This window comes from Rothia sp. HMSC064F07, from assembly GCF_001837265.1.
Classification (GTDB): Bacteria; Actinomycetota; Actinomycetes; order Actinomycetales; family Micrococcaceae; genus Rothia; species Rothia mucilaginosa.
On the sequence record NZ_KV831920.1, the window covers coordinates 30,776 to 54,496 of the forward strand.

Here is a 23,721-nt window from a genome sequence, read left to right on the forward strand (position 1 = left end):
GGGTCGAACATGTCCACAATTTGATGCATTTAGGGGTAATAAACGCTTCACAAGCCATTTTGAGGTGTATTCTAGTTCACATCTAGTGTGTTCAAGTTCAGCTGGAACCCACCAGAACAACACCACAAGCCTCCCAGAAACATCCCGGGAGCCAAGCAAAGGAGCACCGTGACACACACCGCCTCCCCAAACCCCCGCGGCCGGTCGCATCGACGCCGAATCGGCAGCGGGCTACTCACCCTCAGCATGGCACTGAGCCCCCTCGCAGCCCTGGGCACCACCGCCCACGCCGCGGAAGACCCCGACGCCGTCAAGCAGGTACTCAGCGAAAGCATGAAGAACGCCAGCGGCACCGTCACCGCCTTCGTCCGCTTCAAGGGTAAGGGCGCCTTTGAACAGACCCAGCCCGCAGGCGTACGCGCCGGCGTGCAGGCACCCGTCAACACCAGCTCACAGGTGCAGGCAATCGCCTCCCAGGTGCAGAGCCAGGCACAGCAGGTCAGCAGCCAGTCTGGCGCGCAGGTCCTCTACACTACCCACAACGCGGTACGCGGCGTGGCAGTGCGCGGTGACGCCGAGTCCATCAAGGCACTCGCCAACCGCCCCGATGTGGAGAAGATCTCGCCCATCCTGCCCAAGTACCGCCAGAACGCGGGCGCTGCCATTGACGCAGGCTCCCTCGCCACCTGGACCGGCACCACCAACCCCGCCGGCGCGGGCGGATACACCGGCAAGGGCGTGAAAATCGCCGTCATCGACTCCGGTATCGACTACACCCACACCGACTTCGGCGGTAGCGGCAAGTTCGAAGACTACGAGAAGGCATCCAAGCTCACCGAGCTGCCCTCCGCAGACTCCGGACTCATCAACCGCACCAAGGTTGCCGGTGGTTACGACCTTGTTGGTGACAACTACGACGGCAGCAACACCGCCGTTCCCGACGGCAACCCGCTCGACTGCACCACCGGCGGCCACGGCACCCACGTGGCGGGCACCGCGGCAGGCTACGGCGTGAACGCCGACGGCAGCACCTTCATCGGCGACTACAGCAAGCTCACCGCAGAGCAGCTCAAGACCATGAAGATCGGTCCCGGCGTCGCCCCCGACGCTGAAATCTACGCCTTCCGCGTCTTCGGTTGCTCCGGCAGCACCAACGTCGTCATTGAGGCGCTCGACCGTGCCCTCGATCCCAACGGTGACGGCGACTTCTCCGACCGCGTGAACGTAGTCAATATGTCCCTGGGTGGCGAGTTCTCCCCGCAGGACGACCCCGAAGCCTACGCCGTTGACGCACTCACCCGCGCCGGCGTGCTCTCCGTGATCTCCGCGGGTAACGCCAACGACTACAGCCTGCGCGGCGACACCTACTCCAACTCCGGTCACCCCGCCACCGCCTCCAGCGCAATTACCGTGGCGAACGCCTACGGCTCCACCCGCGCCGTGGATGCGGCCGAGCTGACCGACCCCGCCACCGGCACCACCCGCAAGGTACGCGGCGACTACAGCGCCTCCTACCCCTGGGCACAGGCGGGCAGCAAGGAATTCACCGGTGAACTCACCGCAATCTCCGAGAACAACCGCTACGCCTGCAACGCCCTCAGCGCCGACGAAGCGGCAGCTGTAAAGGGCAAGTGGGTGCTCATCGACTGGGCTAAAGATGACGGTGAACTCGCCTGCGGCTCCAAGGTGCGCTTCGACAACCTGGAGGCGGCAGGCGCCAAGGGCGTACTGCTTGCAGGCCACGACGAGGAGCCTGGCCTGGGCATCGCCGGTAACGATACCCTGCCCGGTTTCCGCCTGGCAGCATCCGCCGCTAAGGACCTGCGTGCACAGATCACCGCAGCAGAAGCGGCAGGTAAGCCCCTGACCGTGCGCCTCGGCAATGAGCTGAAGTCCTCCCTGCGCGTGGACACCGACAAGAAGGATCAGCTGAACCCCATGAGTGCCCGCGGCTTCCACGGCAGCTACGGCTACACCAAGCCCGACATTGCGGCACCCGGCTCGTACATCACCTCCGCGGCGGTAGCGACCGGTAACAACTCCGTGACCTTCAGCGGCACCTCCATGGCGGCACCCTACGTGACCGGTTCCGCCGCCCTGGTCATGCAGAGCCACCCGACCTACACCCCCGCGCAGGTCAAGTCCGCCCTCATGAACACCGCAACCCACGACGTGCGCACCGAATCCGGTGCCGCATACGCGGTGGACCGTGTGGGCGCCGGACGAGTCGACACCCTCGCTGCCGTGCAGTCGAAGTCCCTCGTCTACAACGCTGACAAGAGCGGTACCGTGTCCCTGAGCTTCGGCGTGCTCGAGTACGCACCGGATGCTGGCGTTCAGACCCTCACCCGCGAGGTGACGGTCGAGAACACCGACTCCGTGGCGCACACCTACGCCCTGTCCTACGCTGAAAGCACTAATATTCCTGGCGTGGAATACTCCTTCCCCTCCGCGGTCACCCTCGCACCCGGTGAAACTAAGAAGTTCGAAGTCACCGTGCGCATCGACCCGTCCAAGCTGGAGAAGACCCGCGACGCGGCAATGGACACCACCCAGAACGCAACTGATTACTACACCGGCAACGAAACCGTTCCCGCACAGTACCGTCAGTACATTGCCAGCGCATCCGGCCGACTCGTCCTCACCGAAGACGGCACCAAGGCACTGCGCCTGCCCGTTCACGTGGCCCCCAAGCCCGTGAGCACCATGCACGCCGCCGAAGACACCGTCACCTTCACCCAGAAGCCCTCCAGCGACGAGGCTCAGAAGGCAGACACCGGCTGGACCAAGTCCCAAATCTCGCTACGCGGCACCGAGGTCAACCAGGGCGGCTACCGCTCCCTGCTCGGCGCGTTCGAGTACGGTGCGAGCGTGGACCGTGTGGCTCCCACCTCCCTGTCGCTGAACAGCAACGTTAAGGCGAACCTGCAGTACGTCGGTGCTTCCTCGGATGCGCCCGCACTGAAGGCAGCCGGCGGCAACGCCGATGACGGCACCCTGCGCTTCGGTATCTCCACCTGGGCGAACTGGGATGTTGTCTCCTACGAGAACACCTTCACCGTAGAAATCGACACCGACGGCAACAACCGCGCCGACTACAAGCTGGTCACCGACCGCGCTAAGGGCCTGGACTACCCGCTGGTTCGCCTCTACGGCTACAAGAACGGCAACCTCGTCGAGCTCGGCTACTACCCGCTCAACGGCGCCTGGGGTGATGTGGACACCAACATGATGGACACCAACACCCTCATCATGGGTGCACCCCTCAAGGACCTGGGCCTGACCAGCGCAAACAACCCGGACATCCAGTACCGAGTCAGCGCAACCACCCAGTACGAGTGGGGTAACGTCAGCGAAACCGGTTGGATCAAGTACCGCCCCTTCAGCCCCAAGCTGTGGTTCAGCGGCGACTCCTCCGCCGTGGCTGGCCTTCACCCGGATGCCTCCACCACCACCCTGACGGCGCACCGCTCCGCTGACGCAATCCCCGCGCTCGGCGAATCCGGTACCCCCGCCAAGGCGCTGCTGCTGCACCTGCACAACGGCACCGGCGACCTCTCCGGTACCAACGGCGCCAAGGGCAACCGCGCCGAGGTGCTGAACATCAAGGAGCAGCAGACCGAGTACATCACTCCGTCCCGCTTCACCGATGTGAAGAACACCGACCAGTTCTACACCGAGATCTCTTGGTTGGCTCAGCGCGGCATCACCACCGGCTACCCGGACGGCACCTACCGCCCGCTGGAGTCCGTGGAACGTGGCGCAATGGCGGCGTTCTTCTACCGCATGCAGGGTTCCCCGCAGTTCACTGCCCCCTCCACTCCGAGCTTCAAGGATGTGCCCACCACGCACCCCTTCTACAAGGAGATTGAGTGGATGAAGGCTCAGGGCATCACCACCGGCTACTCGGACGGCACGTTCCGCCCCTCCGCACCGGTGAACCGTGACGCCATGGCTGCGTTCTTCTACCGTGCAGCGGGTTCCCCGCACGTGGACCTGCCCGCGACCAGCCACTTCAGCGATGTTTCCACCGATAACCAGTTCTACCGTGAAATCACGTGGCTGGCTTCGAAGGGCATCAGCACCGGCTGGCCGGACGGCACCTACCGCCCGGTGACCCCCATTGCCCGCGACGCGATGGCGGCGTTCATCTACCGCTACACCGAGAAGGTTGCTAACCAGGCCGGCCGCTAGACGGTAGCTAACCGGTAGCGAACAGTTCGGGTCCCCTCCCGCCCCCTGCATGGGGTGGGAGGGGTACCCGGAACCGGCAGGGTCCGGGGCCTGAAGACCCCGGAACCTCTCAAGTTTTGGTGGCGGTTTCAGCGGCGGACGCACTCACTCGTCGTCTGCCGGTGGGGCCGCCTCCGCACATCACCGATACACAACCACAGAGCACACAGCACCATCGAAAAATAGAAAATCCGAAGGAGGATTCCATGACAACGCCTCATGCGCCACGCCGCAGAATGAAGGCTGTCGGTGCGACCGGTTTGAGTGCAGCTCTTGCCCTTACTCTCGGCGTTCCCGCCACTTTCTCTGCAGCTCACGCTCAGAGCCCCCAGCAGGTCGAAGGAAGCACTGCGAGCGCATCCGGTAACGCGGCCTCGCGTATCAGCCCGGGCCTGCAGAAGGCTGAAGGCCAAATCACCGTGTATGTGCAGTTCAAGGGCAAGGGTGCGTATGAGCAGACCCAGTCCGCGGCTGTTCTGGCACGTAAGGAGGCGCCGGCGAACCGTCAGGCGCAGGTGCAGGCTATTGCAGCCCAGGTGCAGTCGCAGGCTCAGTCTGTGGCGGCTGCTTCTGGCGCGAAGCTGATGTACACCACGCATAATGCGATGCGTGGTGCGGCGATTACTGGTGATGCTGCGCAGATTCGTGCGTTGGCGGAGCGCCCGGATGTGGAGCGTATTTCGCCGATTATCGCGAAGGAGCGTATGAACTCCGGTAGCGAGATTGATACGAAGACTCTTGCCACGTGGACCCGTGAGAATACGGGGTACACGGGTAAGGGCGTGAAGATTGCGGTTGTTGACTCTGGTGTTGACTATACGCACGCTGATTTTGGTGGCCCCGGTACGGTGGATTCGTACCTGAAGGCTAAGGCGATGACGGAGCTTCCGTCCGCTGATTCGGGCCTGATTGATCGCAATAAGTTCATTGGCGGCATTGACTTGGTCGGTGATGACTACAATGCATCGGTGGCTGAGAAGTCGACTCCGCAGCCGGACAATAACCCGCTGGATTGCCGCCCGGATGGTTTCGGTTCTGGCGGTCACGGCACCCACGTGGCGGGTACTGCCGCCGGTTATGGTGTGACGGCGAACGGTACGACTTACCGTGGCGATTACAAGAACCTGACGGAGGAGCAGCTGAAGGGCATGTCTATTGGCCCCGGTACTGCTCCTGAGGCTCAGATCCTGGCGATTCGCGTGTTCGGTTGCTACGGCAATTCGAGTGTTGTGATGAAGGCGCTCGATACCGTGATGGACCCGAATGGTGACGGTGATTTCTCTGACCGCGCCGACATTGTGAACCTGTCGCTCGGTGGCGAGTTTGCCCCGGCTGACGACCCTGAGTCGTACATGATTAATACGATGGCGCGCCAGGGTGTGTTCACTGTGGCCGCTGCCGGTAACGCCAATAACTACAACGGTGTGGGTGACACCTACTCCGATTCGGGTAGCCCCGCGAATGCGGCTGCGGCGCTGTCGGTGGCGAACGCCTACGGCTCCACTCAGCCGATTGACCGTGTCCGCGCGACCACGAAGACTGGTTTGGAGTGGTTGCAGGGTGATTACTCGGTGAACTTCGATTATTCGAAGGCGTCCGCTGATCAGCTGCGCGGCGAGGTTGTTGCCGCACCGAAGCGTAACCGTTACGCTTGCGAGGCTTTCACCGCTGAAGAGGCGAAGGCTTTGAAGGGTAAGTGGGTTTACTTCGAGTGGGATCAGGACGATTTGACGTTCCCGTGCGGTTCGAAGGTGCGTTTCGATAACGTTCAGGCTGCCGGCGGTGTTGGTGTGGTGATGGCCGGTAAGGCTGAGCGCTACACCATCGGCATTGGTGGTAATGCGACCATTCCGGGTCTGCGTCTGACTGCTTCTTCGACGAAGGACCTGGAGAAGGCTCTGGCTGCCGGTCCGGTAACCGTCGAGATGAACCTGGACTACAAGGCTTCGGGTCGTAGCACCCACTCGCACGCTTTTGATTTGAATTCCTCGAGTGCTCGCGGTCAGCACGGTTCTGACGGCTTCATTAAGCCTGACCTTGCGGCACCGGGTACTGAGATTGTCTCTGCCGCTGTGGGTATGGGTAATAAGGGTGTTTCCTTCACCGGTACCTCCATGGCGACCCCGCATGTTGCCGGTGTTGCCGCTCTGGTGATGCAGGCACATCAGGATTACAACCCGCAGATGATTAAGGCTGCGCTGATGAACGGTGCGTCCACCCCGATTAAGAATGAGCAGGGTGCGCAGTACGCGGTGGATCGTGTGGGTACGGGCATGGTGAATGCTCGCGCCGCCGTGGACGCGAAGGTTATCGCGTACGATGCGAAGACCCCCGAGCGTGTTTCGACCGCGTTTGGCGTGCTGGAGTACACCCCCGATTCGGGTATTCAGACTGTCCAGCGTGAAATCGTGCTGGACAACACCGATTCGCAGGCTCACACCTACACCCTGAGCTACGAGGCAAGCACGACCATCCCGGGTGTGGAGTACTCCTACCCGCAGCAGGTGAGCGTGGGTGCCGGTGAGCGTAAGAACGTGACCGTGACCGTGCGTATTGACCCGTCCAAGCTGGAGAAGACCATGGACCCGGCGATGAGCGCCGACCAGGTTGCTCAGGACTGGACGAGCGGTAAGACTCTGGCTGCTGGTAAGCGCCAGTACATTGCGAGCGCTTCTGGTCGCCTGATTTTCTCTGAGAATGGTCGCGAGGCGATCCGCCAGTCGATTCACGTGGCTCCGAAGCCCGTCTCGAAGATGCGTGTGGATGCGTCCCGTATTGATTACAAGGGCGTCTCCGATAAGGAGTCCACGGTGACTCTGCGCGGTACGACCCTGAACCAGGGTGGTTACCGTTCGCTTCTGGGTGCGTTTGAGCTGGGTGCGATCAGTGACCGTATTCCGTCCGGTCAGCTGAAGCTGCCGTCGAACCAGTCTGTTGACCTGCAGTATGTGGGTGCCGCTTCGGACGCTCCGGCGTTGAAGGCTGCCGGCAAGAACCCGAACGATGGTTCTCTGTTCTTCGGTATTTCGACCTGGGGCACCTGGGATAGCATGCACTGGGGCCGTCAGGTACAGGTGCAGATTGATACCAACAACGACTCCACCGCCGACTACGTTCTGGAAGTGACCCGCGAGAAGGGTCTGGACTACCCGCTGGTGAAGGTCTGGTCCATCTCCGGTAACGCATCCACCGTGGTGGCACGCTACCCGCTGAACAGCGCCTGGGGCGATACCGACACCAACATCATGGACACCAACACCATGATTCTGGGCGTGCCGCTGAAGGACCTGGGCCTGACCGCTGAGAAGGCTCAGAGCATCAAGTACACGGTGCAGACCGACACCTGGTACAACGAAGGTAACTCCTACGTGGACACCACCTCCGCTATCGAGTACTCCCCCTTCAACCCCGGTGTTTGGTTCACCGGTGAGGAGTCGGGCGTGCCCGGCCTGTTTGTGGATCGTGACGGCGGTCAGCTGACCGTTCACCGCAAGAACAACAACAAGGAGCGTCAGGCTCTGTTCCTGCACATGCACAACGCGACCGGTGACCTGAGCGGCCGTAAGACCGCTAACGGTGTTGCCGCTGGCGACCATGCGCAGGTCGTGAAGGTGGCTCGTACCATCCACGATGCACGCTTCACCGACGTTCCGGCGGATAACCAGTTCTACCGTGAAGTCACGTGGATTGCTGCCCGTCAGATTGACCGCGGCTACCAGGACGGCACCTTCCGTCCGCTGAACAACATGGACCGCGCAACCATGGCTGCGTACTTCTACCGTATGAGCGGCTCGCCGCAGTACACCGCGCCGTCCACCCCGAGCTTCTCTGATGTTCCGCTCAACCACCCCTACTACAAGGAGATTGAGTGGATGAAGGCTCAGGGCATCACGACCGGCTGGCCCGATGGTACGTACCGTCCGGAGGGTTCGGTGAACCGTGACGCGATGGCTGCGTTCTTCTACCGTTACGCTGGTTCGCCCGAGTACACTGCCCCCGCGCAGGCTCGTTTCACGGACGTTCCGACCGACAAGCAGTTCTACCGCGAGATTTCGTGGCTGGCTGAGCAGGGCGTGACCACCGGCTGGCCCGATGGTTCGTTCCGCCCCGTGGAGCCGGTGCACCGCGACGCTATGGCGGCGTTCGTGTACCGCTACAGCACGGGTGTGCTGAAGGAAAGCCCTGAAATCTAAAAACCTGAATTCTAGGGTTCCGGGAGCTAAAATCTCAGAGCCTAAGGGCTCGTAAGGTTCTACCGCTGTAGGTGCTACCTCAGCAGGTTTTACCGAGGGAGCCGTACCGTTGCAGTTTATCTGCGGCGGTGCGGCTCCCTTTTTCTGTGGTTGGGTGCTTTGTTATTTACGCGTAATGTTCCGTAATACGAGTTTGACTAGGTTATATAAAGAATCGTTGAGACAATAAGTGAAGGTTTCTTCACCATCGGCATGAACCTTGACGTTTACGCCGCACAGACGCACTGGAGGCGCACTGGAAACACAGTGCAGACGCACCGTAGCACTCTCGGTGCAGAACCCTTGCCGTACAGCTCTCCGAGTAGAACTCTCGGCGTATAACTCTCCGCGCAGAACCTCGGTGCAGAAACCGCTAAGAAACGCACCATCACTAAAAAGGAGCATTCAGTGGCAACATTCCCTGAAGCTACCCCCGCGCGAGCCGCCCGGCACACACAGCCGGGCCGCCTCAAGCAGCTGGCACGCGGCTGCGGCGCACTCACCCTGGGGCTCACCCTCGGGCTGACCGCCCTGCCGTTCGGTACCGCCGCCTACGCGGCACCGGGCGTAGTACGCGGCGCAGACCGGGACGCACCCCACCAGAACACCGGCACCGGCGAGAACAACAACGAAGTTCTCTCCCCCAGCCTGGACGGCGCCACCGGCGAACGCGCCGTGTTCGTCCGATTCAAGGGTCAGGGCGCGTACGCCCAGACCCAGCCGGACGCGGTCCGCTCCCGCGCGCAGGCACCCGTCAACGCGCAAGCACAGGTGCAGGCAATCCGCGCCAGCGTGCAGCAGCAGGGCGCCTCCGCGGCGAAGGAATCCGGCGCGCAGGTCCTGTACACCACCCACAACACGATGCGCGGCGTGGCGCTCTACGGTAACGTCGAGCAGATTCGTGCGCTCGCGAACCGCGACGATGTGGAACGCATCAGCATCATTGAGGATATGGCACCGCAGAACAGCGGCACCCTCATTGATACGGACACGCTCTCCGTGTGGGCGAAGAGCCCGGCGAACCCCGCCTCCACCGGCTACACCGGCAAGGGCGTGAAGATTGTCGTGCTCGATACCGGTATCGACTACACGCACGCCGATTTGGGTGGCCCCGGCACGCAGGAAGCCTTCGAGAAGGCGAAGGCATCCGACACGATTCCCGAGGGCACCTACGATCCGAAGAAGTTCCTTGGCGGCTACGACCTGGTCGGTGACGACTACAACTCCGGTAAGAAGGAAACCTCCACTCCCCACCCGGATAACAACCCGCTCGACTGCGGCGGCCACGGTAGCCACGTGGCCGGCACCGCGGCAGGCTACGGCGTGAACGCGGACGGCAGCACCTTCCACGGCGACTACTCCAAGCTCACCGAAGAGCAGCTCAAGGACATGAAGATCGGCCCCGGCTCCGCACCGGACGCCCAGCTGATTGGTCTGCGCATTTTCGGTTGTAAGGGCACCACCGCGTTCGTCCCCAAGGGCCTGGACCGTGTGCTCGACCCCAACGACGACGGCGACTTCTCCGACCGCGCCGACATCGCGAACCTGTCGCTCGGCAACGAATTCGGCGTGTTCGATGAGACCGTGAACTACGCGGTCGGCTCCCTCTACCGCGAGGGCATCCTCTCCGTGGTTGCGGCGGGTAACGCCAACAACTACAACGCCGTGGGCGACACCTACTCCAACTCGGGCGGCCCCGGCACCAGCGCCTACGGCCTGACCGTGGCGAACTCCATCGGCTCGACCCAGCTGGTGGACCGCGTGAAGATTCTCGCCCCCGCGAACGAGGCGGACACCTACGGCGACTACTCGGTGAGCTTCGACTACGCAAAGGCGACCGAGGAGCAGCTGCGCGGCACCGTGGTGCGTGCCGCCTCCCGTAACCGTTACGCCTGCGAGGCATTCACCGAAGAGGAAGCCGCCGCTCTGAAGGGCAAGTGGGCTCTCATCGACTGGGCGGACGCTGACGGCGTAGCACCCTGCGGTTCGAAGGTGCGCTTCGACAACCTGCAGGCGGCTGGCGCAACCGGCGTGGTGCTCACCTCGAACACTGAGGTCGGTGACACCGCTATCGGCGGTAACTCCTCCATTCCGGGCGTGCGCCTGGCAAAGAGCCAGGTGGAGCGCCTTTCCGCGCAGATTGATTCGGGTGAGCTGACCCTGCAGCTCGGCGAGAACCTGCGCGAGTCGATTCGCGTGCCCAACGGCAAGCTGGATCAGGCGAACACCTCCACCGCGCGCGGTATGCACGGTTCGCACGGCATCACCAAGCCGGACGTTGCGGCACCGGGCACGAACATTTCCTCCATCGAGGTTGGTAGCGGCACCGGTTCGAGCGTGAAGACCGGTACGTCCATGTCCACGCCGTTTGTTGCCGGTGTTGCGGCGCTGATCATGCAGGCGCACCCGGAGTACGGTCCGCGCATGATTAAGACCGTCATCATGAACACCGCCGACCACCACATGCAGGACGCCTGGGGCAACCCCTACGCGGTGGACCGTGTGGGTACCGGCCGCATCAACACGCGTGCGGCGGTAGCTGACCGCGTCATGCTGTTCAACGCGGCACGCCCCGAACAGGTTTCGGACACTTTCGGCGTGCTCGAGTACACCCCGAACGCCGGTGTGCAGACCCTGCAGCACCGCGTGAGCGTCGAGAATACCGACTCGGTGGCGCACACCTACACCCTGAACTATGAGGGCAGCACGAGCATCCCGGGTGTGGAGTTCTCCTACCCGCAGTCCGTGTCTGTGGGTGCCGGCCAGAAGGCAACGTTCACCGTGACGGTGCGCATTGACCCGTCGAAGCTGGAGAAGACCCGCGACCCGTCCATGTACCCGACCCAGGATTCGGTGAACTACTCGACCGGTGCGGTGACCATTTCGGGTGCCCGCCAGTACATTGCGAGCGCTTCGGGCCGCCTGATCCTGACCGATGCTGACTCTTCGGCTACGGTGAAGACCCTGCGCATGCCGCTGCATGTGGCCCCGAAACCGGTCTCCGCAATGCGCGTAGCCGGTGCAGATATTCACTTTGACACGAACGGCGTGGGTGCCCTGGAGCAGACCCTGACCCTGCAGGGTACCGCGGTGGATCAGGGCGGTTACCGCTCCCTGCTGGGTGCCTTTGAGCTGGGCGCTTCGAGCCCGCGCATCCCGACCGCGAAGCTGGGTGTGGGTTCGGATTCCCGCATGGACCTGCAGTATGTGGGTGCCGCCTCGGACGTGGCGGCGTTGAAGGCTGCCGGTGCGGACACCTCCGAGGCGCGCCTGTCCTTCGGTATTTCCACCTGGGGTAACTGGCAGGAGGTGACCCCGCGCGGCACCTACTACGTGTTCATTGATACCGACAAGGACGGCACGAGCGACTACCGCCTGCAGACGGTGCGTGAGAAGGGCCTGGACTACCCGCTGGTGAAGGTTTCTAAGCGCAGCAACGGCAAGTGGCAGGCCATTGAGAACGCCCTGTACCCGCTGAACGGCACCTGGGGTGATACGGACACCAACATCATGGATTCGAACACCCTGGTGATGACTGTTCCGCTGAGCGTTCTGGGTCTGGACCCCGAGGCTGAGTCGACCGAGATTTCGTACTCGGTGACCACTTCGAGCGCGTTCTCCGCTACGACTGTGGTTGATACGACTGATTCGGTGGTGTTCAACTATGCGGCACCGAAGCTGTGGTTCAGTGGCGATTCGGCGGGCGTGCCGAACCTGTTCGTGGACGCACCGGAGACTCAGCTGGTGGCGCACCGTAACGGCGACGCGAAGAACGTTTCTGCGCTGTTCTTGCACATGCACAATGCGACCGGCGACCTGTCCGGCGTGAATGGGGCTGCGGGTGAGCGTGCGCAGGTTCTGCGTGTCTCGTCGAACTCTGAGGATACCGCCGCGAGCGCACACTTTACGGATGTTCCGGCGGATTACCCGTTCGTGAATGATATTAACTGGCTGGCTCAGCGTCGTATTACGACCGGCTACCCGGATGGTACGTTCCGCCCGAACGGTTCGGTGGAGCGCGGCGCGATGGCGGCGTTCTTCTACCGTATGGCGGGTTCGCCGCAGTTCACTGCGCCGAGCACCCCGAGCTTTAAGGATGTGCCGCGTGATCACCCGTTCTACAAGGAGATTGAGTGGATGCGCGCTCGCGGTATTACGACCGGCTGGTCGGATGGTACGTTCCGTCCGAATGCTGCGGTGAATCGTGATGCTATGGCGGCGTTCTTCTACCGTTTTGCGGGTTCGCCGGCGTATTCGGCTCCGGTGGCTTCGCCGTTTAGTGACGTGTCGACCGGCAGCCAGTTCTACCGCGAGATTGCGTGGTTGGCCGATCAGCGGATTACGACGGGTTGGCCGGATGGTTCGTTCCGTCCGGTTCAGCCGATTGAGCGTGGCGCGATGGCGGCGTTCTTGCACCGCTATAACGTGCGCGTGCTGAATAACCGCTAGTCGGATGCGGATGTGAGGGCCGTGTCGGGGTGGAGTTTTCTGCCCCGGCACGGCCTTTTCTGTGGGCTGTTATGTCTGCCGCGTAGACTTAAGTTATGAGTGAGTTACAGGTTCAGAACGGCGAGGATGAGACGCTGTCAGCTGCCCAGGATGTCCTCGATCAAGAGGAGCTTCTGAACGCGGCGGCTGACTTCATTGACCGCTATGAGAGCGCCTTTGAAAATCTAAGCCACTGATTATTCCTTCGAAAGAAATACCCCCGGTAAACACCACAAGCCCTTAAACCCACATAAACCCAAGAAATTTTTATGAAAATATTTTATGAAAACCATAGAAAAGCACAAAATCAAACATATTTCAATGTAGTGCAATATGTGATATTTTCAACAGTATTTTTCCTGGATTAATCCACTCCAAATCTGCTAATATATGAAACACAACACACCGTTAATTTTTCGATTTATTATTAGGAGGAAATTATGTCTAATATTTTTTCCAATCTTCGTTGGGGCGTTGATACTCATGGCAAAAAATAAAGAAGCCCTCTACGACGAGCTTGTTGACATACAGAACAAGATTGATCACCACCCAATGATTTCTGGGCCTCACGCCGAAGCTAGTAGCCTTGTTGAAATCATGAAAGAACAGGGTTATTCACATGAAGAGATTGAAAAATCCCTCAAAGACCAAGGACTTCCAAGTATTGTCGATATTGGCAAAAATACTATTAGCGGGATGTTTAGCCTTTGGTGGCTTAACTATAAAAAAATAATATAGAGGCGTCAATCGAAAAAATCTCCCGCAAGGAAGATCGTCGAAAAAATTAATACACCTAAAATGATTTAATACTATTAGGGATGTAATTTATTTTTTGACGCCATTCTCATTCTAGCTAAATACCCCCGGCGGATGCTGTACGCGTCTGCCGGGGGTATTTGCTTGCCTCACCCTGCCCGAGGTGGGCTAGTTAGCGCGGGCGGGTCTGAACGCACCGTGTGGAACACTACCTCGCCTCCCTCGGCGGTTCACCGCACGGGCTATAAGGTGGAGCGTACACTTAAGTCATGCGTGAATTACAGGCACAGATCATCCGTGAAATGGGCGTCAAGCCCAACATGACCGAAGAGCAGGCACGCGAAGAAGTGGAGCGCCGCATCCAGTTCATCTGCGACTACCTGGAAGCCACCGGAAGCCGCGGCCTGGTACTGGGCATCAGCGGCGGTATCGACTCCACCCTGGCGGGTCGCCTCTGCCAGCTGGCGGTGGACCGCCTCAACGAGCGTGGCCGCACCACCGAGTTCGTGGCGGTGCGCCTGCCCTACCGTGTGCAGCACGACGAAGAGGACGCGCAGGAGGCGCTGCGTTTCATCCAGCCCACCCGCTCCCTGACCTTCAACATTGCGGAGGCTGTCGACGGTTTCGACACCGCCTACACTGACGCAACCGGCGAACAGATGAGCGACTTCAACAAGGGTAATGTGAAGGCGCGCGCCCGCATGATCGCCCAGTACGCGGTTGCTGGCGGCCCCGGCTACCTGGTGGTGGGTACCGACCATGCGGCGGAGTCCATTACGGGTTTCTTCACGAAGTTCGGTGACGGCGGCGCGGACCTGCTGCCGCTGTACGGCCTGAATAAGCGCCAGAACCAGCTGCTGCTGCGGGTGCTGGGTGCGTCTGAGCGTCTGTGGGCTAAGCCGCCGACGGCTGACCTGCTGGACGGCGTGCCCGGCCGTACCGATGAGGATGAGCTGGGTCTGACCTACCCGCAGATTGATGACTACCTGGAGGGTAAGGAAATCGAAGAGGCGGCCGCTACGAAGCTGGAGCAGATTTACCTGCGTAGCCGCCATAAGCGCACTACTCCGGTGACGATTTTTGATTCCTGGTGGAAGAACTAGCGTCAAAACACTAGCGCCTCAACCGGCGTAAGAACTAACGTAAAAGCCCCAAACTCCCTTGGCGGGAGTTCGGGGCTTTTACTATGCTTTTGCAGACCGAGGACTATGCCTTCTGTTCGGGCTGTGCGCCAGAAACCTGGGCAGCCTGAACATCCGAATCCTCAGAACCTTCAGTCTCAACCTCAGCTTCAGCGGGCGGTACCTTCGCGCCACCCGTGGCGAGGAACAGCACCAGGCCCAGCGCGCAGGCGAGCACCTGGGTGAAGGGGAACGCCCAGGTCAGACCCTTAAATCCGAACCACATGTTGCCGAAGTACACGGCGGGGAAGAACAGCAACGCAATACCGATGGTCATCAGCATTGCCGGGCGGCCCTTACCGGACGCCTGGAACCAAGACACAAACACGATGCTGACCGCGTTGAACACGGCGGCGAGCATGAGTGCGATCATGACCTCTTCGCCGGTATCGATGAGGCTTGCATCGCCAACCACGGCGAGCAGTTCACGGCGGAAAATCAGCACCGGAATGGTGATGATCGCGGAGGTCGCCACGGACAGAATCGTTGCGGTGCGCAGCGCCTCCTTCACGCGGGCGCCGTTGCGGGCACCGTACGCGTAGGCGTACAGCGGGATACCACCCATGCACAGGCCCATGCACAGCATTTCGGGCACCATGTTCAGGCGCATTGCCAGGCCGAACGCCGCGACGGTGTCGTCACCGTAGGAGGCGGCGAGGTTGTTCAGCAGCAGGGCGGCGAAGATCAGGTTGAGGCTCTGAATGAGCTCGGCGGCACCGACCGCGACCACGGGCTTGATGATAGCGGGGTCGAGGGAGAAGTCGCGGATGTTCGCGGAGAAGTTCTCGCTCTGACGCATCAGGAACAGCAGGTAGTACAGCATGGATGCGCCGTTCGCCAGCAGCATCGCCCAACCGGCACCGGCGACGCCCATGCCCATGATGGCGATGAACAGCACGTCGAAGATGCAGGTGACGACGGTGCCGACGATGATGCCGTACATGGACTGCTTGGCGTAGCCTTCGGATCGGACGAGCTGTTCGAGGGTGAACATGCCGATAGCGAGGGGCGCGCCGAGGAACATGAGGTGCACGTAGATGCGGGTCGGTTCGTAGGAGCCGCCGGATGCACCCATGATGCTGGTGATCGGGTCGGCGAGGATGAAGCCGATAGCCGCCGCGACGATACCGGCACCGAGCGCCGAGTAGAGGGCGAAGGAGGTGACGCGGTGAATTTCGTGGGCGGGCTGGCCTTCACCGAGCTTGCGGGAGGCGAGGGTTGAGGAGCCCAGGCCGAACAGTCCTGCGATCGCCATGATGACGCCGAAGACGGGCACGCCGTAGCTGGTGGCGGCGAGGTCTTCGGTGCCGCCGTAGTGGCCGACGAAGTAGGAGTTCACCACGTTGTAGATGCTGGTGATGGCGAGGCCGAGTGCCATGGGCACGCCGAGGGAGAGGAGCGCCTTGAGGATGGGGGCGTCTTTGAGCAGGTAGATGTTCTGCGGGTCTTCGCTTGCGCCGTGCGGGCCGTGTCCGCCGTGTCCTGCGGCGGGTGCATTGTTGTTGGGTGCGCTATTTTTGGGTGCGTTGTTTTCAGTCTGGTGGGACGTCATAGGTTCCTGTGGTTCTAGTCTGTGTTGTGTCCGGTGCGCGGTAAGAAGCGTGGTCCGCACAAAAAACGGGCTAGTGTATTGTACCGTTTCCACGTAGTGGTTGGGCTAGGGGTTTAGACAAAAAAGTAACGAGGCGCCCCTCCCCGTTTAGGGGTGGGGCGCCTCGCCTCATACGTATCGCATGTAGGAGTGTGAGCTATTCGAGTTCAACCGGACCAAGCACGCGAACCTCCTCAATATCCAGGATTTCCTGAATCGCGTGGAGCACATTCGTGTCGATTATGCGCTCATTACGCAGGCGCTTGAGCACGCTGCGTTGCTTCTCCAAATGCCGCAGGCGCAGCTCTTTCTCAAGGTCGCCCGCTTCAATAATGCGGCGGGCTTCTTCCGGCGCATTCGCACCGTCTTTACGAACGGCGTGCAGGTTGCGGTGTATACTCGCGTTGTACATCTGTTCGTCGGCAATGCGGTCGATAATCCACTGTGGTGCACCAATTTCCTGGCCGATCTCAGCCACAGAGTCGAAGGACTCGGCAATGATCGTGCGGATTGCTTCATTAATCTCATCTTCTTCGGTGGTATCAACCGGAATTTTCGCCCACCTAATAACGAGCGGCAGGAGCATCCCCTGAACCACCATCGACAGCAGAACCACGCCCGCAACAACAAAGATAATAAAGTCACGCGCGGGAACATCAGTCGGCACGGAGAGAGCCACCGCGAGGGAAACACCGCCGCGCAGTCCCGCAAAGGTACTCACTACACGGCCACGGAAAGTTGTGCGCAGCTGCTTCTGCTTTTCTGAACGGTCAAGGGCACGAATAATACCGATCGAGACGTGCAGGAAAATAAAACGCGCCGCAATGGAAACAAGCCATGCCACCACAATCACGGCGAACGTCAAAGCCCACGCATAGTTGTATTCACGAAGAACATCATCCACAGGCGCTGTGGCGCTGGGCAGCTGAACACCCACGAGCACGAAGAGCGCACCGTTCATGACATAGGAGACAAACGACCAGATGGGCAGACCGTAGAAACGGTTTTGGGGTTTGATGGTATCCGGTCCGCGATAGGTCAGGTAGAAAGCGGCGACCACCACAGCCACCACTCCGGAACCTTTCATGCCCTCAAAAGGCTCGATCTCTTCAGCCAGGAAGAAAGCAATAAACGGCACGGTAAACATGAACACGCTGAAGTTCATGGGGTTGCCGATGTGCGCACGCAGCTTATCTACACCCCATCCGACGGCCAGGCCAACGAGAGTTCCAATCAGGAACGAGAAGAAGAACATTCCGGATGCAGTCCCCAGGGTAAGTTCATGACCACCCGCAAGCTGCAGGGCGAGTGCGAAAAGAACTAGGGTGGTGCCGTCGTTAATGAGTGCTTCCGCTTTAAGGGTGGTGATGGAAGATTTGGGGAGTTTGCCGTTGAGCGTTGCCACGGCCACAGCATCGGTGGGGGCGAGCGCCACACCGATAATCAGCGCCACATGCCACAGGTAGACGCCCATAAATGTGTGAAGCACCCAGGCGATAACGAACGCCGTGAAAATTACGAGCACCGTGCCCGAGAGCAGAATGCCGCGCAGACGAGCGCGCGCCTCACGCCAGGAGGTGTTTCGGGTCTCCCAGAACAGCATCACGGGCAGGAAGATTTCGAGAATCACGTGCGGTGGCAGCCCGACCTCGCGCACCTCGTGCATGGCGTGAACGGGGATGAGCGCCAGCACAAGCCCCAGGAAAATGAGCAGAATGGCGGGGGTTATCCGTATTTTATGGGCGAGGATATTACCCAGAAGAATTGCCAGCGATAGGGCAATGATGACTTCAAGCAATTTGGTGTGTTCCTTTTGGATGTGGCGGCTGGTTCATGGTGTGCGTCTGATAGACGGCTGATGTCCGCGAGTGTGCGGGTGCCAGGGTGCCCAAAATGTTTTGCTCGTTCCCTGGGCCGTGAGGCTTCCGCGTGGGGACGAGTGCGGGCGTAGCTTCTGTATTTTACCGTTGTTCAGTGCGGGTGGGTGGATGTTTACCCTGAGCAAAACCTTGCCTTATGGCCGCTCGGGATGTGAGTTTATGGGAGGCGACCTGCGTGCATCCGGCGGGTCTGCTCAGCCGGGCCTGCTCAGCCCATGAACCGCCCTACTCTAACCGCTTTTCATGACGTTTTGTGTCGTTCTGACGTGAACTTGGGGTCGTACTGTGTCAGAGAACAGAAAATCCGACCCCGTGAGTGCGCGCGAACACTCAGAACGTGAGAAGATAAGGTCATGACTGATAACAACACCGTAACCGGCAGCCCGCTTGTTAAGCGCGGCCTGGCCGACATGCTCAAGGGCGGCGTCATCATGGACGTCGTCACCCCCGAACAGGCTAAGATCGCTGAAGATGCTGGCGCTGTTGCCGTCATGGCTCTCGAGCGCGTTCCCGCGGATATTCGTGCGCAGGGCGGCGTGGCTCGTATGTCTGACCCGGACATGATTGAGGGCATCATTGATGCTGTTTCAATTCCGGTCATGGCGAAGGCACGCATCGGCCACTTCGTTGAGGCTCAGATCCTGGAGACCCTGAAGGTCGACTACATTGACGAGTCTGAGGTTCTCTCCCCCGCTGACTACGTGAACCACATTGACAAGCACCAGTTCAAGGTTCCGTTCGTGTGCGGTGCTACCAACCTGGGTGAGGCTCTGCGCCGCATCACCGAGGGTGCCGCTATGATCCGTTCTAAGGGCGAGGCTGGCACCGGTGACGTCTCTGAGGCTACCAAGCACATCCGCACCATTAAGCGTCAGATTGCTGAGCTGCAGGGCCTGTACAACACCATGCCCGACGAGCTGTACGTGAAGGCTAAGGAACTGGCCGCACCGTACGAGCTGGTTCGTGAGGTTGCTCAGACCGGTAAGCTGCCCGTGGTGATGTTCACCGCTGGTGGTGTGGCTACCCCCGCCGACGCTGCGATGATGATGCAGCTGGGTGCTGACGGCGTGTTCGTTGGTTCCGGTATCTTCAAGTCGGGCGACCCTGTTGCTCGTGCGAAGGCTATTGTGAAGGCTACTGCTTTCTACAATGACCCGGAGAAGGTTGCTGAGGCTTCTCGCGGCCTGGGTGAGGCTATGGTCGGCATTAACGTTGCTGACATTCCGGCACCGCACCGCCTGGCGGAGCGCGGCTGGTAATTCGTGCGCGCACCCCGTATTCGGGGTGAGTGTTTGATGAGGGGGTGGGGTTCGCTGAGGCGGGTCCCACCCTCCTTGTGTTTGTTGTGTTTGTTGTTTTGTGAAGGGAGCGGTGATGGTTGAGAAGGTTCAGCCTACCGGTGTTTTGCCGGGTGAGGGTTTGACGGTTGGTGTTTTGGCGTTGCAGGGCGGCGTGCGTGAGCATGCGCTGATGCTGGAGTCCCTGGGTGCGCAGGTGCGTTGGGTGCGTACCGGTGAGCAGCTTGAGGGTCTGGATGCGCTGGTTCTGCCGGGTGGTGAGTCGTCGACGATTGACCGTCTGACCCGTATTTTTGGTGTGCGTGAGCCGCTGATTGAGGCGATTTCTTCGGGCTTGCCGACTCTGGGTACGTGTGCTGGTCTGATTATGCTGTCGAAGCGTATTGATGATCCGGCACCGGGTCAGCAGTCGCTGGGCGTTTTGGATGTTTCGGTGGGTCGTAACGCTTTTGGTTCGCAGGTTGATTCTGCGGAGGTGCGCCTGCCGTGGCTGACCCCTGCCGGTGATGAGGTGGTTATTGATACGGCGTTTATTCGTGCGCCGATTGTGACTGGCACTGGTGAGGGTGTGCAGGTGACGGCTCGTCATGAGGGGAAGATTGTGGGTGTGCGTTCGGGCAACCTGATTGGTATTTCTTTCCACCCTGAGGTTACGGGTGATACGACGGTGCATGAGGAGCTGCTGGCTCTGGCACGCGAGGTGAAGGGCAGCTAGCCCCTCCCCCCCAAAAAAAATAAGCCCGGTAATGAGCATTTAAAGAGTTGTGGCGGTGACCGTTGTTCGGTCACCGCCACAACTGTTTTTGCGTGGGCTTATGCGTGAGTGGGTTTATGGGCGGGCGCTGCTGGGGGTTTGGGGCTGAGCCTTCCACTGCTGGTAGGCGCTCGTGGCGAGGAATCGTGCACGGTTCGCGTCGCTGAGCGTCTTGATGTCTGCGGGGGCTGCCTCGTACCACTTTTCGTAGAGACGAATAATCGTCTCGGGGTAGGCGGCTTCTTCCAGGTCTGCGCGGTGGGGGATGAATTCGTTGCGGTTCTTGATGTCTCGGTACTCACTGCCGGCGAAGGGGTCGGTAAGTCCGATGCTGGGCTGAGCGTTGTAGGCATCGATGTTTTGAACGTATTCGGGGAGTGTGCTCCGCCCTGCTTTGAGTGCGGCGTGGCACTTGCTGTCGATTTCGCTGGGCTCAATGATATGGCCGCCGTCTCCGAGGATGTGCCGGTACTCGATGTACGCGGGGTATTGTTCGTCGGTGCGCGGGACGGGCTTGGCGGCTTCTGCTGATGCGAGATCTTGGGCGGAGTATGAGGAGCAGCTGATGTACGGCGTGGTGCTTGCCGTTGCTGAGGCGCTCGCCGCGGAGGGTGAGGAGGTGCTATTTGCCGCGGTGTTCGCACTACCGCAGGCGGCAAGGAACAGGGGCAGGGTTAAGAGAGCGGCGCCGTATCGCAGTGCGTTATAGCGGGGGTTGGGGGTCCTGGATTTCAGGGCCATAATGTCACCTCATTGTGGGCTGGAACATGCCGAATTGCCCCTCACTATACGGGCAGTTTTGATACATGGTCAAGAGAAAAATATGTTTATTTTTTAAAATCCAACACCTCGGAGGAAAATCGATAAACAAGTTTATTCAGCGCCTTGACTTGCGTAAATACGGAAGCCACCGGGTTTTTGAGGTAAACACGACGCCAAGACGCCAGCATCAGATATTGCTATTTGCCCGATAATCAACAGAAGCCAACATATCCAGAGGGGCACGGTTGGAGCGCCCTTTATGCAACCTCGAACTCCGTAAAAACCTGCATCTCAACGGCTAGAAGCCGCTACAGGAGGAAATAGATAAGTCCCCTAACGTATTCCCAGAGCAGTAGCGAGATGACGCACTGCGCAACAAACGCAGCTATAGCCGCGGCAGTCGGCACCCAGTAGCTACGCTTAGAGCATGCAATAAAAACTGCTATAAAAATAATGCATGAGACAATATCGGGACCCAGGAGAATGAATACTTGCAAATCATATGGCCACGATATTCCATGCATATATTCTGTAGGGACTTTACATGGACTGACGATATAGCTTTTTACAATTTCATACGTCCCATACATTTTAAAAACTAAATATAGCGACGCAATCCAAAAAATGCCTATGCGAAGCTTGACACCCAGCCATATACTAAAAATCTGCCACAAGCTAGCTAATACAACTCCCACCACAAAGAAGGGCAAGTAGAAATAGGTACTTCGCCACCCATCACATGGCGAGACAAATCTATCGAAATCTGTATACAGGGCAGTTGGGAAAATATAAAAAAATTGCAATACAATGAGAAACAAGATATACAAAATTATTTTCTCATTTACGGCGAACATCTTATAAGTAGAATTCATGATGCCATTTCCTTTCAATAGCATAAAACGCTAGTAGCGCAACACCGAACGCATAGCCTCAATGTTGTTTTTCTTATCCACTAAGCCCCAAAGCCTAAGCTAAGACAAGTAAGTGACCCGCAAAATCTCCGCACTATTACCCCATCTACCACATATTTAAGCAGGTCAGAACTTTAAGACTACTGGGTTGCACATCTTGCGTCTAGAGTGTTGGTTTTAAACTAAGATGGTATTTTCCATTGACCATGTATCAAATATTTGGGTATGTTTAGACGCAATATATCGTTCCATCCCTCTTGTGAGGTGGTCTCATGACCCACACCCCTGTTTTTCTTTCGCTCCGTTCCAGCGGTCTACGACGCGGTGCCGCGTTGGCGATTCTTCCCATGCTTCTTGCTTCCTGCGGCAGCTCCACCAGCACGGCATCCAGCACTCCGGCACCCTCGAATACGACCGTGGCTTCCTCCCCGTCAGCTTCAAGCGCCACCGGGTCCGCTTCCTCTTCCGCGGCGAAGAAGGCAACCGCCCCCTGCCTTGAACCTGACGAAACCGCGAAAGCTGAAACCCTCAAGCAGCAGGAAGCCATCAGCGCCGACCGCGGAACGGCACTCCCCTCCTACGTCTCCGCGCGGCATGTTGTGCGCAACCAGGCGAACTTCCCCACCCGCGCCGAAGCTGAATCAGCAGGATCCGAGTGCCTGGCACTGTACGAGAAGAACAAGGCCGATCACACCTACGCTGCGGCATGGGTACGCGCTATCGATGACAATAACGTGGCAAGCGGAAAGGTAGCCTCCGGCCCGCGCACTGACATCCAGAGCGCCGACCCCTACAAGGCAAGCAACTATGTCGATATTCGAGAGGGCAAGGAGTACTTCCCGACCCGCCAGGAGCTGCTCGCGGCAAACTACCCCGAGAACTACATTGTTGCTTTTGAGGCGTGGGCGCAGCAGGCACCCGCCGATGTGAAGCAGAAGAGCGACGCGAACCGTGCGGCCGCTCAGGATACGCGCTGGTCTGAGGTGGTAACCCTGCCCAGCCCCGACAACCCTGTCTAATCGAACCCCGTCTAATCTGAGTCTGTCTCATCTTAAAAATAGTTGTGGCGGTGACCGTTGTTCGGTCACCGCCACAACTGTTATAGGGTGCAGGTTAGGGTAGGAGCGCCAACCCAAACTCAATACCAATCAGCGCGATAGCACACGCGAAGAGTACCCCACGCGACACATTGAACTTCTGCCAGAGATCATACAGCTGGCTGGGAATCAACCAAATAACGCACGCCCGAAAGGCAAGCGTCGTCAGGGGGCCACCCCACTGAATAATCATCAGGGCAAGAGCAAAACTCAGGCTGAGCATATCCAGGATGCGCCGGTGCTTTCGCACCTGCTCCCTCTCCTTCTGATAGCCAGGGTTGTTTAGCAACCTTGGTGGTGCTTTTTTCAGCTGACCCACAATGACCAAAACCACTAGCAGGAACACAGAAATATCGAAGAACATGGGAACCGCCTTTCAAATTGGGGTTCGCTCGCTACGCCGGTGACGAGCTGATGGCGCACCATCATTGGTGAAAACTTCTCAAAAACAAGTAATGTGCAACACGTATATTACGTATTGTGGGTTACTTTACAGCAAACATGAACCCTATTCAAGAGGTAAACACTCCCCCCCCCC

Annotated in this window: 13 protein-coding genes; 9 read left to right on the top strand and 4 right to left on the bottom strand. The window is 59.4% G+C overall.

What is annotated here, in order from left to right:
- The first annotated feature begins 246 nt into the window (after positions 1-246).
- From HMPREF2712_RS00665 to nadE, 6 genes are all read left to right on the top strand, one after another.
- Positions 247-4,194, top strand: coding sequence for a S8 family serine peptidase (locus HMPREF2712_RS00665; protein ID WP_371326242.1), 3,948 nt, complete (start codon positions 247-249; stop codon positions 4,192-4,194).
- A 275-nt stretch (positions 4,195-4,469) separates the two neighbouring features.
- Entirely contained in the window at positions 4,470-8,426 is a 3,957-nt protein-coding gene (locus HMPREF2712_RS00670; RefSeq protein ID WP_246828643.1) for a S8 family serine peptidase, read from the top strand.
- 447 nt (positions 8,427-8,873) lie between these two features.
- Positions 8,874-12,914, top strand: coding sequence for a S8 family serine peptidase (locus HMPREF2712_RS00675; protein WP_070818999.1), 4,041 nt, complete (start codon positions 8,874-8,876; stop codon positions 12,912-12,914).
- Between the two features lie 95 nt (positions 12,915-13,009).
- Positions 13,010-13,150, top strand: a complete 141-nt coding sequence (locus HMPREF2712_RS09045; protein WP_168167384.1) for a hypothetical protein — start codon at positions 13,010-13,012, stop codon at positions 13,148-13,150.
- Between the two features lie 286 nt (positions 13,151-13,436).
- Positions 13,437-13,691: a recombinase gene (locus HMPREF2712_RS00680; protein WP_239663408.1), complete on the top strand. Its 255-nt coding sequence runs from the start codon at positions 13,437-13,439 to the stop codon at positions 13,689-13,691.
- Positions 13,692-13,978: 287 nt separating this feature from the next.
- Positions 13,979-14,812 (top strand): ammonia-dependent NAD(+) synthetase, encoded by an 834-nt coding sequence (gene nadE / locus HMPREF2712_RS00685; RefSeq protein ID WP_070819000.1) that lies wholly within the window; start codon positions 13,979-13,981, stop codon positions 14,810-14,812.
- 103 nt (positions 14,813-14,915) lie between these two features.
- On the opposite strand, the gene HMPREF2712_RS00690 is transcribed toward nadE, so the two are convergent.
- Both HMPREF2712_RS00690 and HMPREF2712_RS00695 read right to left on the bottom strand, forming a co-directional pair.
- Positions 14,916-16,442 carry an MATE family efflux transporter gene (locus HMPREF2712_RS00690; RefSeq protein WP_070819001.1) on the bottom strand — a complete coding sequence of 509 codons (1,527 nt, stop codon included), beginning with the start codon at positions 16,440-16,442 and terminating at the stop codon, positions 14,916-14,918.
- Positions 16,443-16,638: 196 nt separating this feature from the next.
- Positions 16,639-18,279 (bottom strand): Na+/H+ antiporter, encoded by a 1,641-nt coding sequence (locus tag HMPREF2712_RS00695; protein ID WP_049356104.1) that lies wholly within the window; start codon positions 18,277-18,279, stop codon positions 16,639-16,641.
- Positions 18,280-18,714: 435 nt separating this feature from the next.
- Here HMPREF2712_RS00695 and pdxS point away from each other — a divergent pair, with 435 nt between their 5' ends.
- Complete coding sequence (gene pdxS, locus HMPREF2712_RS00700) at positions 18,715-19,620, top strand: pyridoxal 5'-phosphate synthase lyase subunit PdxS (RefSeq protein WP_005507298.1); 906 nt, start codon at positions 18,715-18,717, stop codon at positions 19,618-19,620.
- 115 nt (positions 19,621-19,735) lie between these two features.
- Positions 19,736-20,374 carry a pyridoxal 5'-phosphate synthase glutaminase subunit PdxT gene (gene pdxT / locus HMPREF2712_RS00705; RefSeq protein WP_070819002.1) on the top strand — a complete coding sequence of 213 codons (639 nt, stop codon included), beginning with the start codon at positions 19,736-19,738 and terminating at the stop codon, positions 20,372-20,374.
- A gap of 114 nt (positions 20,375-20,488) precedes the next feature.
- Here the strand turns inward: pdxT and HMPREF2712_RS00710 are convergent, their stop codons facing one another.
- Positions 20,489-21,154, bottom strand: coding sequence for a hypothetical protein (locus HMPREF2712_RS00710; RefSeq protein ID WP_070819003.1), 666 nt, complete (start codon positions 21,152-21,154; stop codon positions 20,489-20,491).
- A gap of 1,204 nt (positions 21,155-22,358) precedes the next feature.
- Here HMPREF2712_RS00710 and HMPREF2712_RS00720 point away from each other — a divergent pair.
- On the top strand, positions 22,359-23,105 hold the full coding sequence (locus HMPREF2712_RS00720; RefSeq protein ID WP_070819005.1) for a hypothetical protein: 747 nt from the start codon (positions 22,359-22,361) through the stop codon (positions 23,103-23,105).
- A 94-nt stretch (positions 23,106-23,199) separates the two neighbouring features.
- Here HMPREF2712_RS00720 and HMPREF2712_RS00725 read toward each other — a convergent pair whose 3' ends face one another.
- A complete protein-coding gene (locus HMPREF2712_RS00725; RefSeq protein WP_070819006.1) occupies positions 23,200-23,547 on the bottom strand; it encodes a hypothetical protein in 348 nt (115 codons plus the stop codon).
- Between the last annotated feature and the right edge of the window lie 174 nt (positions 23,548-23,721).

What these genes read in the sequence shown, in the direction of transcription:
- HMPREF2712_RS00665 (WP_371326242.1), top strand. Translation starts at nt 247, where the DNA reads ATGGCACTGAGCCCCCTCGCAGCCCTGGGCACCACCGCCCACGCCGCG.
- HMPREF2712_RS00670 (WP_246828643.1), top strand. Translation starts at nt 4,470, where the DNA reads ATGAAGGCTGTCGGTGCGACCGGTTTGAGTGCAGCTCTTGCCCTTACT.
- HMPREF2712_RS09045 (WP_168167384.1), top strand. Translation starts at nt 13,010, where the DNA reads ATGAGTGAGTTACAGGTTCAGAACGGCGAGGATGAGACGCTGTCAGCT.
- HMPREF2712_RS00680 (WP_239663408.1), top strand. Translation starts at nt 13,437, where the DNA reads ATGGCAAAAAATAAAGAAGCCCTCTACGACGAGCTTGTTGACATACAG.
- nadE (WP_070819000.1), top strand. Translation starts at nt 13,979, where the DNA reads ATGCGTGAATTACAGGCACAGATCATCCGTGAAATGGGCGTCAAGCCC.
- HMPREF2712_RS00690 (WP_070819001.1), bottom strand. Translation starts at nt 16,442, where the DNA reads ATGACGTCCCACCAGACTGAAAACAACGCACCCAAAAATAGCGCACCC.
- pdxS (WP_005507298.1), top strand. Translation starts at nt 18,715, where the DNA reads ATGACTGATAACAACACCGTAACCGGCAGCCCGCTTGTTAAGCGCGGC.
- pdxT (WP_070819002.1), top strand. Translation starts at nt 19,736, where the DNA reads ATGGTTGAGAAGGTTCAGCCTACCGGTGTTTTGCCGGGTGAGGGTTTG.
- HMPREF2712_RS00710 (WP_070819003.1), bottom strand. Translation starts at nt 21,154, where the DNA reads ATGGCCCTGAAATCCAGGACCCCCAACCCCCGCTATAACGCACTGCGA.
- HMPREF2712_RS00720 (WP_070819005.1), top strand. Translation starts at nt 22,359, where the DNA reads ATGACCCACACCCCTGTTTTTCTTTCGCTCCGTTCCAGCGGTCTACGA.
- HMPREF2712_RS00725 (WP_070819006.1), bottom strand. Translation starts at nt 23,547, where the DNA reads ATGTTCTTCGATATTTCTGTGTTCCTGCTAGTGGTTTTGGTCATTGTG.